Genomic DNA, 17088 nt, shown 5'->3' with positions numbered 1-17088 from the left:
TGCCTCAAGGGTGAAACGACGAAGATCATGCCCGCCGATGGCGATCATGGGACTTGGCGTTTCCAATCGTTATGTGTACGTTTGTATACATTTGAACGCATAGCTATTTTGGGGAGGAAAAACATGGCTGATTTTACGCGTCGTCAACTGCTTGCCGCCGGCTCCGCCGCAGCGGTACTTGGACTAAGCGGAGTGCGCCCGGCATTTTCGCAGGCCTCGGTCGATTTCGCCGGCAAGACCGTCGAATGGTGGATGCCCTTCTCCGAGGGCGGCGGTTCGGACGTCTGGGCGCGATTCTTCGCCCCCTATCTCTCGAAATATCTTCCGGGCAACCCGAACGTCGTGGTCCGGAACGTGCCCGGCGGCGGGTCGATCACCGGGTCGAACGAATTCGTCGCCCGCGCGCGGCCCGATGGGCTTGCGATCCTTGGCACGTCGGGATCGACGCAGTTTCCGTTCCTGCTCGGCGATCCGCGCGTGCGCTACGATTACGCCAAGCTTATTCCCGTACTCGTCTCGCCGACGGGCGGCGTCTGCTACCTGCCCGCCAAGTTCGGCGTGAAGACGCCGGCCGAACTGAACAAGATCAAGGACCAGGACCTGGTCTACGGCAGCCAGGGCGCGACCTCGCTCGACCTCGTGCCGATGCTTGCCTTCCGCCTGCTCGGCCTCAAGGTCCGCCATGTGTTCGGCATGCAGGGGCGCGGCGACGGCCGCCTTGCCTTCGAACGCGGCGAAGCGACGATCGACTACCAGACCTCCTCCGCCTACCTGACCAACGTCACTCCGCTCGTCGAGGCCGGCACGGCCGCTCCAATGTTCTCCTGGGGGGTCCTCGACGCCCAGGGCAACGTCGCCCGCGATCCGACGTTCCCCGACCTGCCGCACTTCGTCGAAGCCTATGAGATGATGCATGGCAAGAAGCCGTCCGGCATCGAATATGACGCCTACCTCGCCTTCTTCGGCTCCGGCTTCGCGGCCCAGAAGCCCTGCATGCTGCCGGAAGGCACGTCGGACGACATCGTTGCGACCTATCGCAAGGCCTTTGCCGACGCCGTGGCCGATCCGGAACTACAGAAGGCCAAGGGCGACGTTCTCGGCGACTACACGCAGGCCGTCGGCAGCGACATCGAGCAGCTCTACAAGGTCGCCACGACGATCAAGCCCGAAGCGCGTGACTGGGTGCGCAACTTCCTGAACACGGAATACCAGGTCAAGCTCTGATCGACAGAGTGCCCGCCGCCGACAGGCGGCGGGCAAGCCTGCACGACGCCTGTCGGCGCTCGAACATCCACCTGCCGACATTGACCAGGCTGGCGCGAGGGCGCCGCCCAGCAACTGTTGCCCATCGAAAGGACAGCCACAGTGATCGATGTGTTCGTCACTTCGCTCCAGAACCTGCTGACCCTCCACCACCTCAGCTACATGATGATCGGCGTTGCGATCGGCCTCGTCGTCGGCATCCTGCCGGCGCTCGGCGGCATTGCCGGCATGTCGCTGCTGTTGCCATTCGTCTACGGCATGGAGCCGACCGCCGCGATTGCGATGATGGTCGGCCTGCTGGCGGTCATCCCCACCTCCGACACCTTCTCCTGCATCCTCATGGGCATCCCGGGATCGTCCGCCTCGCAGGCGACGGTGCTCGACGGCTTCCCCCTCGCCCGCAAGGGCGAAGCGGCACGTGCGCTGAGCGCCTCCTTCTCGGCGTCCATGATCGGTGGCCTTTTCGGCGCGCTGTGCCTGACCGCCATCGTCATCGTGGCGCGTCCGCTCATCCTGAGCTTCACCTCGGCCGAACTGTTCATGCTGGCCATTTTCGGCCTGTCCATGGTGGGCGTGCTGTCGGGCAGCAGCCTCGCCAAGGGCGTGGCCGCCTGTGCGCTGGGCCTCGCCTTCGGGGCGATCGGCACCGCTCCGGCAAATGGCGGCGAACGCATGACCTTCGATTCGCTGTACCTGATGAGCGGCCTCGAGATCACCATCATCGGCCTCGGCATCTTCGCGCTGCCGGAAGTGCTCGACCTGCTGCGCGGCCAGGCAAGCATCTCGAGCACGGGCAAGCTCGGCCAAGGCTGGCTGACCGGCGTGCGCGATACCTGGCGGGAAAAGTGGCTGACGCTGCGCTGCGCGACGATCGGGGCCTGTGTCGGCCTGATGCCGGGCCTTGGCGGCAGCGTTTCGGACTGGATCTCCTACGGCCACACAGTCCAAAGCGCCAAGGACAAGTCGCAATTCGGCAAGGGTGACATCCGTGGCGTCATCGGCCCGGAAGCGGCCAACAATTCCTGTGCCGGCGGCAACCTGATCCCGACCCTGCTCTTCGGCATCCCCGGTTCCGGCTCGATGGCGATCTTTCTCGCCGCGATGATCCTGATCGGGCTGCAGCCAGGTCCCGGCATGGCCGATCCGAAGCGCGACCTCGACCTCACCTATACCGTGGTCTGGACGCTAGCGCTCGCCAACGTCGTCGGCACCGCAGCCTGCATCGCCCTATCGCCGAGCATCGCGCGCCTCACGACGATCCGCTTCGTGCTGTTCGCGCCGTTCATGATCCTCATCATCGTCTTCGGCGCATTCCAGTCGACCCGCTCCTTCGAGGACATCCTGGCCCTGCTGGTCATCGCGCTGACGGGCATCTTCCTGAAGCGCTTCGGCTGGCCCCGACCGGCCTTCCTCATCGGCTTCGTGCTTGCCGGCCAGGTCGAGACCTATTTCTACCAGGCGGTCCAGTTCTACGGCTATGGCTTTCCGCTTCGGCCCATCGCCGTCGCGATCGCACTGATAACGATCGCCTCGCTCTGGTTCACCAGCCGGTCGCGCCAGGCACCAAAGGAGGAAACCGTCCCCGGCGGCATCACCACCGACATCGACTTCGAGCGCGAGGAAGACGAAACGGCCGCCGCCAAGAACCTGTGGCCGCAGGTGATCTTCACCGCGATCGCCGTCGGCTTCTTCATCTTCACGATCGCCGAAGGTGCGCAGAACTCGTTCCTCGACGCGGTGTTCCCGGTCTCGGTGGGCATCGTCGGCCTTCTCACTGCCGCCTTCGTGCTGTTCTGGCAGGTCAGGGGCGCGACGGGACGTGGGCCGGCAGGCACCGTCAATTTCGACCTCGATGACGGTGCGAGCAGCGGCAGCCTGTGGCGGTTCGTCGGCTGGCTGGTCGGCTTCGTTATCGCGATCGGCCTTCTCGGCTTCACGCTAGCGCTCGTCGGCTTCTTCCTGGCGTTCCTGAAGGTCGTCGCGAGGTCAAGCTGGCTGCAAGCCATCATCCTGACCGCTGCAGCCGTCGGCCTGGTGCTGGTGCTGACGTCGATCCTCAACATGAACCTGCCGGGCGGCCTGCTGCAGCACTACTTCTACAGCCAGCTGGCCTGGCCCCTGCGCTGAACTTCCGCCCCGGCGGCAACGCCGGGGCTTTTGCATGCCAATTTTCAAAGTGTGCAATTGCATCCAATTGTCGACATTACCGAACGAGGTCACCTTGCCCGCACAACACGCCATTCCCTGTATCCTCATGCGCGGAGGAACATCGAAGGGACCCTATTTCAAGATGCAGGATATCCCGCAGGACCCAGATGTCCGCGCGCGGGTGCTGCTGGCCGCCATGGGCTCGCCCGACATCCGCCAGATCGACGGCATCGGCGGCGCCGATACGCTGACCAGCAAGGTCGCGATGGTCGGCCCGTCCGACCGGGAAGGCGTCGATGTCGACTATCTCTTCGCACAGGTTTCGGTAGACAAGGCGATCGTCGACACCTCGCCCTCCTGCGGCAACATGCTGTCCGGCGTCGGCCCCTTCGCCATCGAGATGGGCATGGTGCCGGTCAACGGCGAAAAGACCAGCGTCGTCATCTACGACATCAACAGCCAGAGCCGCATCGAGGCGATCGTCGAGACGCCGGACGGTGTCGTCAACTACGAGGGCAACGGGCGGATCGACGGGGTCCCGGGCACGGCGGCCGAGATCCGGCTCAATTTCATGGACATCGTCGGCTCGAAGACGGGCACCCTGTTGCCGACGGGCAAGCCGGTGGAGGTGATCGACGGGGTCAAGGCCACGCTCATCGACGTCGCGGTGCCGATGATGATCGTCCGCGCCGCCGACCTCGGCAAGACGGGCTATGAGTCAGCCGCGGAACTCGATGCCGACAAGGATTTCTTCGCACGCATGGAAGCGATGCGCATGGAAGCGGGCCGGCGCATGGGCCTCGGCGACGTGACCGGCAAGGTCGTGCCGAAGATGGCCATGCTGGCAGCGCCGCGCGAGGGCGGAAGCGTCGCCGCCCGCTACTTCGTTCCGCACAAGACCCACGCGGCCTTCGCCGTCACCGGCGGGCTGTGCGTCTCCTCCTGCGTGCTGGTTCCCGGCACGGTGGCAGCGGGCATCGCCAACCGGCCCGAAGGCGACGACTGCACGGTGATAATCGAGCATCCGACCGGCGTCATCGACGTCGCCATGACGACGAGGCCCGACGGCAACTCCGTCGAGATCATCAGCGGCGGCGTCGTGCGCACTGCGCGCAAGCTGATGGAAGGCACCGTCTTCGTGCCCGCCGCCACGCTGGCATCGACGCCGGCGGCCTGACCCGCTGGCCGCCCAAACAACCGCATACCCGCTTCTGGAGTCCGTAACATCATGAAACTGCTTGTCCTTCCCGGCGACGGCATCGGCCCTGAAATCGTCGGCGCGACCGTGGCGGTCCTGGACGCGGTGGACCGCCGCTTTTCGCTCGGCTTCAGCTACAAGACGCGCGACATCGGCTTCGCATCGCTGCAAAAGATCGGCACGACGCTGCCGCCAGACCTGCTCGAGCAGGCGCGCCGAATGGACGGAACCCTGCTCGGCCCGATTTCCACTCTGGACTATCCGCCCCGCGACAAGGGCGGCATCAACGTCTCGGCTGCCTTCCGCACCCAGCTCGACCTCTTTGCCAACATCCGCCCCGCACGCACCCGCGAGGGCGTCTTCCATCGCGGCACGGCGATGGACCTCGTCATCATGCGGGAGGCGACGGAGGGCATGTATCCCGACCGCAACATGTATGCCGGCAACGGCGAATACATGCCAACGGAAGACATGGCGATCTCGATGCGCAAGGTGACGGCAACGGCAAGCGAGCGCATCGCAAGGGCTTCCTTCGAACTGGCGCGGAGGCGCCGCAAGAAGGTCACGGCGGTGCACAAGGCGAATGCCTTCGTCCTGACCGACGGACTGTTCCTGAAGGAGGTGCGCAAAGTCGCAGCCGACTATCCCGACGTGCAGTTGGAGGAGGTCCTGATCGACGCGATGGCCGCACTGCTGGTCCGCGACGCGAGCCGTTACGACGTGATCTGCACGACCAACTTCTACGGCGACACCCTGTCCGACCTGGCTTCCGAACTCTCCGGCAGCCTGGGCCTGGCAGGCTCCCTGAATGCCGGAACGGACAATGCCGCCGCCCAGGCCCAGCACGGCTCAGCGCCCGACATCGCCGGCCAGGACAAGGCCAATCCGACCTCCATGATCCTGTCGGCGGCGATGCTTTTGCGCTGGCACGGCGAGCGTTCGGGCGACCCGCGCCACATCGAGGCCGCGACCTTGATCGAGCACACCGTCGACCGGGTCATCTCCAACGCTGCGACCCGTACCGGCGACGTCGGCGGGCCACTCGGCACGAAGGCGTTCACCGACACCCTCATCGCCGCTTTGGGCTGAACTGGAGACGAAGACGGCGCGTGGGCCTTGCCCTCGCGCCGTCGCGATCGATGGGTCACCATGTGGCCCTAGCCCAGTCAGCCCGCCTGATGCACGGCCTTGTCGGCCACCAGAACGCCGTCCGCGTCGGCATAAAGATATTGCCCCGTGCGGAACTCGACGTTGCCGAAAGCAAGCGGCACGTCGCGTGCACCGTGGCCCGTCTTGCCGCTCTTCTTCGGCGCCTGGCCGAGCGCCATCACGCAGAAGTCCATGGCATCGATATCGGCGCTGTCGCGGATCGCGCCGTGGATCAGCAGCCCGCGCCAGCCATTCGCCAGGCCGAGGGCCGCGATCTGGTCGCCGACCAGGGCACAGCGCAGCGATCCGCCTCCGTCGACGACGAGAACCCTGCCCGCGCCGTCGCTTTCGAGCGTTGCCCGCAGCAGCCGATTGTCCTCGAAGGTCTTCAGCGTGACGACTTCGCCATGAAATCCCTTGCGCCTGCCGTATGTTTTCCATTGCATTTCGCAGAAGCGCACCTCAGCGTCGTTGCTATCGACCAGGTCCGCCGTCTTAACGATGTCCGTCACGATCTTCCTCCCTCTTCGGCTCGGCCAGCAGCCGTATGGGCGCGCCGGCGCGCCAGGCCTTAATATTCTCGACCGCATCACGATAGAAGGCCCCATAGGCACCCTCGGTCACATAGCCGAGATGCGGCGTCAGCACGGTATTGGGCGCCGTGCGCAACGGATGGCCGGCCGGAAGGGGCTCGATGTCGAAGACGTCGAGTCCGGCCTTGATCCGCCCCTGCCGAAGCGCCTGCACCAGGGCCACCTCGTCCACCAGCGGCCCGCGCGCGGTGTTGATCAACCACGCGCCCTGTTTCATCTGTCCGAGTTCGACGGCCCCGACGACACGCCGGCTTCGCTCGCTGAGGACGAGGTGCAGCGACACCACATCGGCCTCACGAAACAGCGTCTCCTTGTCGACGCGGCGTGCGCCGGTCTCGGCGGCGCGTTCGTCCGTCAGGTTCGGGCTCCAGGCGATCACCTCCATCCCGAACGCCCTGGCGATCATCACCATGCGGCTGCCCAGCTTGCCAAGCCCGACGAGGCCCAGCGTCCTGCCGCCGAGGATCGTGCCGACCGTCTGTTGCCATCCCCCAGCCCGGATGCGGGCGTCCTCCTCGGGGATCGAACGGGCGAGCGCCAGGATCAGCCCCCAGGCGATCTCCGGCGTTGCATGGGCGGATTCGCCCCCATGGGTGTGACAGACGGTGATGCCGCGAGCGACCGCCGCCTCCATGTCGATGGTGCGCACGCGAGCGCCGGTGACAACCACCAGCTTCAGGGCCGTCAGCCTGCCGAGCAGCGAGGCCGGCAGCGGCATGCGCTCCCGCATGAGGCAGAGCGCGTCGAAACCGGCGAGCGCGCGGGCGGCTTCGTCCTCCGTTGCGAGGTTCCGGCCAAAACGGACGATCTCGCAATCGTCGCCGAGCGAGGCCCAGTCGGCAAGCGAGAGCGCCACATCCTGATAATCGTCGAGGATCGCGATACGGAGCATGCGTTCAGACCTTTCCAAGCGCGTCTGGATCAAGGGAAATGCCTGCCCGCCCGGCATCGCGAGCCCGCCTACCCCAACGGGATGTAGCTCTTGCGCGCGAGCGTCAGGAATTCGCGGATTGGCCTCGAAAGCGGGCTCGACTTGCGGCGCACGGCGAGCAGCTTGCGGATCGCCCAGTCGTCCGAAAGGCGAACGCTGATGACATCGGTTCCGGCAAGCAGATGCAGGCTCGTCGAGCGAAGGAAGCCGATGCCGAAACCGGCTTCCACCATCCGCACCAGCGACGGGAAGGTTTCGACCCGCACCCGCTCGCCGAGCGCCCGGCCGCTGCGGGCGGCAGCAGCGCTCAGCAGCCGATCCAGCGCGCCGCTGTGGTGGATACCCACCACCTCGTGTTGCGCGACATCGTCGAAGGCAATCGGCTTTCCCGATCGCAAGCGCTCCGCCAAAAGATGGTCCGGCGCGCAAAGCACGATCACATTGTCGTCCTCGAATATCTCGGTCTCGAAGCGGGCGACATCGTTGTTGTCGGCCACGAAAGCGATATCGGCCTGTCCGTCGTCCATCGCCGCAAGCGCAAGACCGGCCGACATCTCCTGGATATCGAGGCTGATGCCCGGATGGCTTTCCGCAAAGGTCGCCAGCAGTTCTGGAAGCCTGCCCGACAAGGCGGAACTGGTACAGGCAAGCCGCAGCGATCCGCGGGTGCCGGTGGCAAAATCGACCATCTGCGTATGGAGATCGGCGATCTCCCTCAGGATCTCCCGGCAACCGGAAACGTAGAGCTCTCCCGCCGGGGTCAGGCGCACCCCCTGCAGGGAGCGGTCGAAGAGCGCGACCCCGAGCCGGGCCTCGACTTCGCTGATCCGCCGGCTGACAGCCGAAGCGGCGATGTTTTCATGCTCTGCCGCCCGCCCGATGGACCCGTACCGGGAAACCGCGACGACGAGGCGCGCGGTCACTGGATCGAACGGTGGCATGTCGCCCCTCCGTCAGTGCCGGCACGGCCGTGTGGTCGGACAGAGCAAAGTCGCGCCTGATCCGCCCGAGCAGCCGGTCGTCGAAACGGTGCAGCCGATAGTCGGCGCAGCGCCGGACGAATGCCAGATACCGCTCGATAGCCACTATAGAATTGGTGAGGATGACCAGTGCCACGGCACGCTCCACCGACTGGAGATTGTTCTGTGTCCATGGTCTATCGGCTCCTGTTGCTGCCGTGTAGCGACGGTTGGCGAGGGCGGCATCTCGGTTGGGCAACACCCGCCATCTTCTTCAGCCCTTACCCGTCGCTCCTGCCAGCCGCAACCAGGCCGGCAGGATCAAGGGAGTGGCGACAACGATGATCACCACGCGGCTGAGATGGTGCAGGCTCACGAAGGCGGGGTCCGCATTGAACGAGATGGCAATCAGGCTCATCTCCGGCAGGCCTCCGGGCACCAGCGCGAGCAGGCCGATGGCGAAGGGGATATCGAGAAACCGGTCGAAACCGATGGCGAAGATCACCGCCATGGCCAGGCTGAAGCAGGTGAGCACCGTCCCGAGGATGACGCCGGTGACCAGCACCCGCCGCTCGACGCCGATAAAATGCTGCCCGATCGTTGCCCCGATCACCACCTGAGCGACCGCGATCACCAGACCGGGCACTCCCGCACCCGTCAGGCCCGTGACGTGGGCCAGGGCGCTCAGCATCAGCGGGCCGGTCAGATTTGCGGCCGGCAGGCGGAGACGGCGGCCGAGCAGGACACCAACGACGGCGCAGAAGACCAGCACGGCCGCGTCTGCGAGCGGCAAGGCCATGGTCCAGTCGACCGTGCGGTCGACAGTGCCCCCGCCGATCGCCGCAAGCGCCCCCGACAGGCTGAGCGACAGCGGCACGGTGGTGATCAGCAGCACCAGGCGCGTCGCGTGAACCATGCTCACGCTGCGCACGTCGGCCTTGAAGGACGAGGCCATCACGATCAGTTCGCTCAGGCCGCCCGGCATGCCGCTCAGGGCCGCCGTGGTCGGGTCGAGCCTGCCCAGGCGGCGGCAGATGAAAATACCGAAAGCGGCGGTGGTGATGGTGTAGACGGCGACGGCGGCGAGACTTGCCGACCACTCGCCTGCCTGGCGCAGGACCTCGGGCTTGAAGGCGCTTCCGACCATGAGCCCGATGACGGCGATCATGGCCGCCCGGGGCTTCGGCGAGGCGTTCACGCGCACGCCGGCAATGGCAAGCACCGTCGTCGCCGCCATGGCGCCGAGCATCCAGCCGAGTGGCAGGCCGAGCAAATAGCCCAACGCTCCGCCGGCCGTGCCGAAGGCAAGCGTGCGCAGCGTATGGAACAGAGGGATGGCCTGGCCTCCCCCGCGCATTGTCCGGCTGTCATACATCGGCAGGCGCCAAATCACGTCGCTCTATTCTGCATCCAATTGTATGCAATACAGCAAGACCGTGGACAATGGCCAGTTCCTTCTATAGCCGGAATGTCCACACTGGAGAGAGCATGCGATGACCGCATCGAAGGATCTGCTGTCCAAGACCCGCGGCCAGAGCACCTATCAGGCCATTCTGGCGGCCATCCGGGACGGCATATACCGGCCGGGCGACCCGCTGCGCGAGGAAGAGGTGGCGGCACGCCTGAGCGTCAGCCGGACGCCCGTCCGCGAGGCCCTCGGCCGGCTGCAGGAGAAAGGCCTTCTCGAGGCGGCACCCGGTCGCGGCGTCGCCGTGTCGATCCTGTCCATGCGGCAGATTTTCGAACTCTACGCCATGCGCGAGGAGCTCGAGGGCATCGTCGCCCGCTACGCCGCGCGACACGCAACCGAAGCCGAGATCGCCAATCTCGAACGCCTCAACGCCGAATTCGCCGCCGCGGCCGACGATCCGAAGCTCGCCGCGCAATGGAACCGGCAGTTCCACGCCCGGCTCTACGATGCTGCCCGCAACCGCTACCTTCGCCAGGCCGTCGAAGACCTGCAGGAAACGATCGCGCTGCTGCCCGACACGACCTTCATCCAGGAAGGCCGCACGGCTACCGCGACCCAAGAGCATGTCTCCATTATGGAGGCAATTCGCCGCCGCGATGCGGAAGGCGCTGAGAAGGCCGCCGTCGACCACATCAAGGCCGCGCTCGAAGTCCGCCTGATCATCACCAAGACCGATAGCTGAAGCCGCTCGGCCGCCTGCCTCGCGCCAGACAGGGCCCCCGGCCGAGAACGCTCAGGCGAGTTGCATCAGTCCCGAGACGAAATAGACGGCGCCGATCCCGGTCACGATCCAGCGTGTCCAGGCGCGGAAATTCGCATCCGTCATGCGCTGCAGGATGATGTTTCCGGACCGTGTGCCGAGGACAGCAATGGGCACCGCCGCGACGACCGCAAGCCAGCCCTCCGACGAGAGCGTCAGCGCGGCGTCCCAATAGAATGCCACCTTGGTCGCATGGGTGAGGAACTGGATCGCGGCCTTGGTGGCGATGATCGTCCGCCTGTCCATTGCGGTACGGATGAAGAAGATGTCGATGCTCGGTCCAGAAACCCCGACGCTGATCGCCAGGCCGCCGGATATGAAGCCGCAGGCGTAGGCATGCAGCGGCTTCGACGCATCGAGTTCGAGCTTCTTGACCGGCACCCATACGAGAACCGGCATCAGGCCGATGACGATGGAGACCACGACGAGGCTCGGGCGGTAGGCGACGACGTACAGCAGGAGAGCGGCGCTGAGCAGCCCGGCGCTCAGGATGGCCAGGATGCGCAGGTCCAGGTAGTCGCGCGAGAACCAGGCCCGCGATCCGTTCGAGACCATCTGCACCATGCCGTGGACCGCGATCGCGGTCGCCACCGGCACGAGGAAGAACAGGACCCAGAGCAGGATCATCCCGCCAGCCATTCCGAAGATGCCCGACAGCAGCGATGTCAGGAACACGGTGATCGTCATGCAGGCGAAGAGAACAGCGGTCACGGATCGGTCCGGGATTGTCCGGGCGGAGGCGCCGGCGCGGGGTCGTTCGGCGGCAGGATCTGCCGCCGTCTCATGGCATGGGCGCCGGATTGATCGCCGGCGCCCACTTCGTGTTGTCCGCGCTTACGCTGCGAGGTCACGCAGGACGTATTGCAGGATGCCGCCGTTCTTGAAGTAGTCGAGTTCGTCGAGCGTATCGATGCGGCACAGGATCGGCACGTCCTTGGTCGAACCGTCGGCGAAGGTGACCTTGGCGACCATCTTCTGGCGCGGCTTGATCGTCTCCAGGCCCTCGATCGTCACCTGTTCGTCGCCCTTGAGGCCGAGCGTCTTCCACGACGTGCCGTCCTCGAAGGTGAACGGGATGACGCCCATGCCGACCAGGTTCGAGCGGTGGATGCGCTCGAAGCTCTGGGCGATGACCGCGCGCACGCCGAGCAGGTTGGTGCCCTTGGCCGCCCAGTCGCGCGACGAGCCGTTGCCGTATTCGACGCCGGCGAAGATCACCAGCGGTGTGCCTTCGCTGCGGTACTGCATCGCCGCATCGTAGATCGGCATCTCTTCCTTCGACGGGTAGTGGAAGGTGTAGCCGCCCTCGCGGCCGTTCTCGCCGAGCATGTGGTTGCGGATGCGGATGTTGGCGAAGGTGCCGCGCATCATCACCTCATGGTTGCCGCGGCGCGTGCCGTACTGGTTGAAGTCGGCGACGCCGACGCCATTGTCGGTCAGGTACTTGCCGGCGGGCGAGGCCGCCTTGATCGAACCGGCCGGCGAGATGTGGTCGGTGGTGATCTTGTCGCCGAACAGGCCGAGCACGCGTGCGCCCTCGATCTTGCCGATCGCACCCGGGCGCGCGCCCATGCCGACGAAGTAGGGCGGGTTCTGCACATAGGTCGACTGGTCGTCCCAGGCATAGGTCTGGCCTTCCGGCGCCTGGACGTTCTGCCAGTTCTCGTCGCCCTTGAAGACGTCGGCATATTTGCGCGCAAACAGCTCGCGGGTGACGTTTTCGGCGATGAACTGGTCGATCTCGACATTGGTCGGCCAGATATCCCTCAGGAACACCGGCTTGCCGTCGCGGTCCTCGCCGAGCGGCTCTGTGGTCAGGTCCTTGGTCACCGAACCGGCAAGCGCATAGGCGACGACCAGCGGCGGCGAGGCCAGGTAGTTGGCCTGCACGTCGGGCGAGACGCGGCCTTCGAAGTTGCGGTTGCCCGAAAGCACCGCCGCACCGATCAGGCCCTTGTCGTTGATGGTCTTGGAGATCGGGGCCGGCAGCGGTCCGGAATTGCCGATGCAGGTGGTGCAGCCGAAGCCGACGAGGTTGAAGCCGATCTGGTCGAGCTCCTTCTGCAGGCCGGCCTTCTCGAGATATTCGGCCACCACCTGGCTGCCGGGCGCCAGCGAGGTCTTGACCCACGGCTTCTGCTTGAGGCCGAGGCGGTTGGCGTTGCGGGCGAGCAGCCCGGCACCGATCAGCACGCTCGGGTTCGAGGTGTTGGTGCACGACGTGATCGCCGCGATCACCACGTCGCCATGGCCGAGGTCGAACTTTTCGCCCTCGACGGCATAGCGCTTCGACTGGTCGACGGTCTTCTTGTATTCGGCTTCGAGCGCGGTCGCAAAGCCCGCGGCGATGCCTTCGAGCGGAATGCGGCCCTCGGGACGCTTCGGGCCGGCCATCGACGGCACGACGGTTTCGAGGTCGAGCTCGAGCAGGTCGGTGAAGACGGGATCGGCCGACGAGGCGTCGCGCCACATGCCTTGCGCCTTGGAATATTCCTCGACCAGTGCGATGCGGTTTTCGGCGCGGCCCGACATGTTGAGGTAGCGGATGGTCTCGGCATCGACCGGGAAGAAGCCGCAGGTCGCGCCATATTCGGGCGCCATGTTGCCGATGGTGGCGCGGTCGGCCAGCGTCATGTTGGACAGGCCCGGGCCGAAGAACTCGACGAACTTGCCGACGACGCCCTTCTTGCGCAGCATCTGGGTGACGGTCAGCACCAGGTCGGTGGCGGTGACGCCTTCCTTCAGCTTGCCGGTCAGGCGGAAGCCGATGACCTCGGGCAGCAGCATCGACACCGGCTGGCCGAGCATCGCCGCTTCCGCCTCGATGCCGCCGACGCCCCAGCCCAGCACGCCAAGGCCGTTGACCATGGTGGTGTGCGAATCGGTGCCGACGCAGGTGTCGGGATAAGCGGTGGTTTCGCCGTCCTCGGTGTTGGTCCACACCGTCTGTGCCAGGTATTCGAGGTTGACCTGGTGGCAGATGCCGGTGCCGGGCGGCACGACGCGGAAGTTGCGGAACGCCTGCTGGCCCCACTTCAGGAACTTGTAGCGCTCTTCGTTGCGCTCGTATTCGAGCTCGACGTTGCGGGCGAACGCCAGCGGCGTGCCGAACTCGTCGACGATCACCGAGTGGTCGATGACCAGATCGACCGGGACCAGCGGGTTGATCTTCTGCGGGTCGCCGCCGAGCGAGGCAAGGCCGTCACGCATGGCGGCGAGGTCGACGACGGCGGGGACGCCGGTGAAGTCCTGCATCAGCACACGCGCCGGGCGGTAGGCGATCTCGACACCGGCGGTGCCCTTGTCGGTCAGCCAGCCGGCGACCGCCTGGATCGCCTCCTTGGTGACGGTGCGGCCGTCTTCGTTACGCAACAGGTTTTCCAGCAGCACCTTCATCGAATAAGGCAGCTGCGAGATGCCGGTCAGGCCGTTCTTTTCGGCCTCGATCAGGCTGTAATAGACATAGTCGGTGCCAGCAGCAGTCAGCGTGCGGCGGCAATTGAAACTGTCGAGTGATTTGGACACGTGCGATCCATCCTTGTCTGTTCAGCCTACACGGGAACGGACTCCGATGGCATGCAATCACGCGCAAAGGTGCGGGTACGGCCATTTCCGCTGTCCGGCCCCAAGCAACCCGAGCCGTTCAAGGCGGCGCGTGCGCTGGTTCGGCGCATATTCGCTTTCCATGCCGACCGCTGGCATGGTCGAACTGGCATATAGCGGATTCCCGAAATCCCGCCACAAGAATGTATCCATTTGCATACTGCCATTAGGCGATTGGGGGCTTCTCCAATGGCGAAGCCTTGTTTTCATTTCATTTTCATCGATCGAAAGGCAGTCACCCAGCCCCGGACAACTTGACTGTATACAAATGTGTGCAATAAGACGCTGGAGGTCAAATCAACGGCAGAGGCGGATCGGTTCCAGGGATGATTGGCGCATCGACAGAATACGACGTGCTCGTCGCCGGCGGCGGCAATGCCGCCCTGTGCGCGGCAATCAGCGCCAGGCGCGCGGGCGCAAGCGTTCTGGTCGTGGAAGCGGCCCCGCGCTTTTACCGGGGCGGCAATACCCGCCACACCCGCAACATGCGCTGCGCCCACGACGCGGCGACGGAAACGCTCTCCGGCCCGTATTTCGAGGACGAGTTCTTCGACGACCTGCTGCGCGTGACCGGCGGCAAGACGGACGAGGATCTGGCGAAAATGATGATCTCCGAAAGCAAGCGGATGCTGACCTGGATCGCCGAACAAGGCGTGCGTTTCCAACCCTCTCTCGGCGGCACGCTCAGCCTTGGGCGGACAAACTCCTTCTTCCTCGGCGGCGGGCGGGCCATGCTCAACGCCCTCTACCGGACCGCCGAGAGCCTCGGCGTCGAGGTCGTCTATGACACGGAGGTCGTGGGCCTCGACATTGAAGGCCCGCAATTCCGCTCGGCTCGGGTCCGGCACGCCGGCAGGGAAACCGCCGTCCGGGCAAGGACCTTCGTCGCGGCCAGCGGCGGCTTCGAGGCGAACATCGAATGGCTGAAGGAAGGCTGGGGCGAGATCGCCGATAACTTCCTGATCCGCGGCACGCCCTACAATCGCGGCACGGTGCTGAAGATGCTGATCGACAGCGGCGTCAGGCACATCGGCGACCCGACTCAATGCCATGCCGTTGCGATCGACGCGCGCGCGCCGAAGTTCGACGGCGGCATCATCACGCGTCTCGACTGCGTGGTCTTCGGCATCGTCGTCAACAAGCATGCCGAGCGGTTCTACGACGAGGGCGAGGACGTCTGGCCGAAGCGCTACGCCATCTGGGGCCGTCTTGTCGCCGCCCAGCCCGACCAGATCGCCTATATCGTCTTCGACGCCTCGTCGCTCGAGCTCTTCATGCCGTCCCTCTTTCCGCCGGTGCAGGCGTCGACGCTGGGCGAGCTTGCCGGCAAGCTCGGGATCGAGGCCACGGCGCTCGAACGCACGGTCGCCGCCTTCAACGACGCGGTTCGGCCCGGCCACTTCGACCACACGAGCCTCGACGACTGCCGCACCGAAGGCATCGAGCCCCCCAAGAGCCATTGGGCGCGGCGCATCGAGCAGGCGCCCTTCTATGCCTATCCGGTCCGGCCGGGCATCACCTTCACCTATCTCGGCGTCAAGGTGGACCGCCGGGCGCGCATGGTGATGGAAGACGGACGGCCTGCCGACAACATGTTCGCCGCCGGCGAGATCATGGCAGGCAACGTGCTCGGCCAGGGCTATGCCGCAGGGATCGGCATGACCATCGGCAGCGTCTTCGGACGCATCGCCGGCCGCGAAGCCGCTGCACTCGTTTCGTCCACCTGCCCGTCGTCGGAGGCCGCATGAACATCCACGCTCCGTTTGAGCCGGCGCATGCGACGGCAAGCCTCGCCGAGGCGGATCGCCTGATGACGGTCTGCAACTCCTGCCGCTATTGCGAAGGGCTCTGCGCCGTCTTTCCGGCAATGGAGATGCGGCGCGCCTTCTCGGACGGCGATCTCAACTACCTTGCCAATCTCTGCCACAGTTGCAGCGCCTGTTTCCACGACTGCCAGTTCTCGCCGCCGCATGAGTTCGACGTGAACGTGCCTAAGACGCTGGCGATCGTGCGCAACGACTCCTACCGCGCCTATGCCTGGCCGCGCGCCTTTTCGGGCCTTTTCCATCGCAACGGGCTGACAATCAGCCTTATCGCCGCAGCGAGCGTCGCTGTCTTCGTCGCCGGCTTTGCCGCCTGGCACGACCCGGCCGTGGTCTTCGGCGTGCATACCGGCCCGGGCGCCTTCTACAAGCTGATGCCGCACGATGTCATGGCCCTGCTGTTCGGCGTTGCCTTTGCCTACGCCATCGTCGCTCTCGCCATGGGCGTGCGCAATTTCTGGAAGGACATCGGCGAACCCTTGGCAACGCTCGGTGAACCTGCCTCGCTGTGGCAGGCGATCAAGGATGCGTGCAGCCTGCGCCATCTCGACGGCGGCGGTGTCGGCTGCATGAACGAGGACGAGGCCCCGACCGACCGCCGGCGTCTTTATCATCATATGACGTTCTACGGTTTCATACTCTGCTTCGCCGCCACGTCCACGGCGACGCTCTACCACTACGTGCTCGGCATGGAAGCGCCCTACCCGGTCTACGATCTCCCTGTCGTGCTCGGCACGATCGGCGGCATCGGCCTCCTCGTCGGGCCTGCCGGCCTTCTTCACGCGAAATGGCGGCGCGACCCCGTCCTCAAGGACGGCTCGCGCACCGGCATGGACGTTGCCTTCCTCGCCATGCTGTTCCTGACCAGCCTGACGGGGCTGCTGCTGCTCGTCCTGCGGGCCACGCCTGCCATGGGCCTGCTGCTCGCCCTCCACCTTGGCGTCGTCTTCAGCCTCTTCGTCACCATGCCCTACGGCAAGTTCGTCCACGGCATCTACCGGTTCCTGGCCCTGGTTCGCTACGCCAGGGAAAAGCGGCAGATCGGCGGCGCCTGACCGAGAATCTGGTGAAGAGCACTCTCAGAATATCGAGCCTGGATGGATCAAAATGCGGTGCGATGAAAAGCATTTGTATCCGGCATCTCTAATAAAGGTTGATACCCATAGCCGGCGCTGTTGTGGCAAGGGCGG

At 65.4% G+C, this 17088-nt stretch carries 13 protein-coding genes; 7 read left to right on the top strand and 6 right to left on the bottom strand.

What is annotated here, in order from left to right:
- Positions 1-123 precede the first annotated feature (123 nt).
- From O1Y97_RS08180 to O1Y97_RS08165, 4 genes are all read left to right on the top strand, one after another.
- Positions 124-1224: a Bug family tripartite tricarboxylate transporter substrate binding protein gene (locus O1Y97_RS08180; RefSeq protein ID WP_108606892.1), complete on the top strand. Its 1101-nt coding sequence runs from the start codon at positions 124-126 to the stop codon at positions 1222-1224.
- Between the two features lie 141 nt (positions 1225-1365).
- Complete coding sequence (locus O1Y97_RS08175) at positions 1366-3390, top strand: tripartite tricarboxylate transporter permease (protein WP_108606891.1); 2025 nt, start codon at positions 1366-1368, stop codon at positions 3388-3390.
- 49 nt (positions 3391-3439) lie between these two features.
- Positions 3440-4588 (top strand): 4-oxalomesaconate tautomerase, encoded by a 1149-nt coding sequence (locus tag O1Y97_RS08170; protein WP_404801272.1) that lies wholly within the window; start codon positions 3440-3442, stop codon positions 4586-4588.
- A 51-nt stretch (positions 4589-4639) separates the two neighbouring features.
- Entirely contained in the window at positions 4640-5698 is a 1059-nt protein-coding gene (locus O1Y97_RS08165; protein ID WP_318763691.1) for an isocitrate/isopropylmalate dehydrogenase family protein, read from the top strand.
- Positions 5699-5775: 77 nt separating this feature from the next.
- On the opposite strand, the gene rraA is transcribed toward O1Y97_RS08165, so the two are convergent.
- The 4 genes from rraA to O1Y97_RS08145 form a co-directional block, all read right to left on the bottom strand.
- On the bottom strand, positions 5776-6270 hold the full coding sequence (gene rraA / locus O1Y97_RS08160) for a ribonuclease E activity regulator RraA (RefSeq protein ID WP_318763690.1): 495 nt from the start codon (positions 6268-6270) through the stop codon (positions 5776-5778).
- Positions 6254-7243 (bottom strand): D-2-hydroxyacid dehydrogenase family protein, encoded by a 990-nt coding sequence (locus O1Y97_RS08155; protein ID WP_318763689.1) that lies wholly within the window; start codon positions 7241-7243, stop codon positions 6254-6256. Before O1Y97_RS08155 ends, rraA begins: the two co-directional genes overlap by 17 nt.
- A 68-nt stretch (positions 7244-7311) precedes the next feature.
- The gene (locus O1Y97_RS08150) at positions 7312-8205 is read right to left on the bottom strand and encodes a LysR family transcriptional regulator (protein WP_318763688.1); all 894 of its coding nucleotides are present in this window, start codon (positions 8203-8205) and stop codon (positions 7312-7314) included.
- 310 nt (positions 8206-8515) lie between these two features.
- A complete protein-coding gene (locus O1Y97_RS08145) occupies positions 8516-9634 on the bottom strand; it encodes an AbrB family transcriptional regulator (RefSeq protein ID WP_318763687.1) in 1119 nt (372 codons plus the stop codon).
- A 100-nt stretch (positions 9635-9734) separates the two neighbouring features.
- Between O1Y97_RS08145 and O1Y97_RS08140 the strand changes: the two genes are divergently transcribed.
- On the top strand, positions 9735-10394 hold the full coding sequence (locus tag O1Y97_RS08140; RefSeq protein WP_318763686.1) for a GntR family transcriptional regulator: 660 nt from the start codon (positions 9735-9737) through the stop codon (positions 10392-10394).
- Between the two features lie 51 nt (positions 10395-10445).
- On the opposite strand, the gene O1Y97_RS08135 is transcribed toward O1Y97_RS08140, so the two are convergent.
- Both O1Y97_RS08135 and acnA read right to left on the bottom strand, forming a co-directional pair.
- The gene (locus O1Y97_RS08135) at positions 10446-11183 is read right to left on the bottom strand and encodes a TSUP family transporter (protein WP_199914579.1); all 738 of its coding nucleotides are present in this window, start codon (positions 11181-11183) and stop codon (positions 10446-10448) included.
- Positions 11184-11306: 123 nt separating this feature from the next.
- Positions 11307-13997, bottom strand: coding sequence for an aconitate hydratase AcnA (gene acnA, locus O1Y97_RS08130; RefSeq protein ID WP_318763299.1), 2691 nt, complete (start codon positions 13995-13997; stop codon positions 11307-11309).
- A gap of 404 nt (positions 13998-14401) precedes the next feature.
- Here acnA and tcuA point away from each other — a divergent pair, with 404 nt between their 5' ends.
- Together tcuA and tcuB are read left to right on the top strand one after the other, a co-directional pair.
- The gene (gene tcuA, locus O1Y97_RS08125) at positions 14402-15823 is read left to right on the top strand and encodes an FAD-dependent tricarballylate dehydrogenase TcuA (RefSeq protein WP_318763685.1); all 1422 of its coding nucleotides are present in this window, start codon (positions 14402-14404) and stop codon (positions 15821-15823) included.
- Positions 15820-16953 (top strand): tricarballylate utilization 4Fe-4S protein TcuB, encoded by a 1134-nt coding sequence (gene tcuB, locus O1Y97_RS08120; protein ID WP_318763684.1) that lies wholly within the window; start codon positions 15820-15822, stop codon positions 16951-16953. Before tcuA ends, tcuB begins: the two co-directional genes overlap by 4 nt.
- Positions 16954-17088 lie beyond the last annotated feature (135 nt).

The organism is Aminobacter niigataensis (genome assembly GCF_946995915.1).
In the GTDB taxonomy this organism is placed as follows: Bacteria; Pseudomonadota; Alphaproteobacteria; order Rhizobiales; family Rhizobiaceae; genus Aminobacter; species Aminobacter niigataensis.
The sequence above is the reverse complement of the archived record's forward strand: the minus strand, read 5'-3'. Positions and strand labels throughout refer to the sequence as shown.